The following is a 247-nucleotide window of genomic DNA, read 5'->3' as shown; positions in this document are numbered from 1 at the left end:
CCTTGTCGAAGGTTCTTACCTTCCCCTTAGTGCTTATCTCGATTTATTAATCTGCGAATAAGTTTAAAGTTCAGGGTAAAAATGGTGGTGGGGGAAGGATTATTCGTCACTTCGTTCCTCACCCTTCGGGCCGCCGCTGTGCGTCGTTGTCTCGCTACGCTCGGCGCGAACCTTGTCGAAGGTTCTTACCTTCCCCTTAGTGCTTATCTCGATTTATTAATCTGCGAATAAGTTTAAAGTTCAGGGT

Annotated in this window: 1 other RNA gene; it reads right to left on the bottom strand. The window is 46.6% G+C overall.

Going from position 1 to position 247, the window contains the following annotated elements:
* Positions 1-82: 82 nt before the first annotated feature.
* Positions 83-209, bottom strand: a non-coding RNA gene (locus V2A85_RS24775) — RtT sRNA.
* Positions 210-247 lie beyond the last annotated feature (38 nt).

The sequence above is a fragment of the Yersinia sp. 1252 StPb PI genome, assembly GCF_048593885.1.
In the GTDB taxonomy this organism is placed as follows: Bacteria; Pseudomonadota; Gammaproteobacteria; order Enterobacterales; family Enterobacteriaceae; genus Yersinia; species Yersinia enterocolitica_E.
The sequence above is the reverse complement of the archived record's forward strand: the minus strand, read 5'-3'. Positions and strand labels throughout refer to the sequence as shown.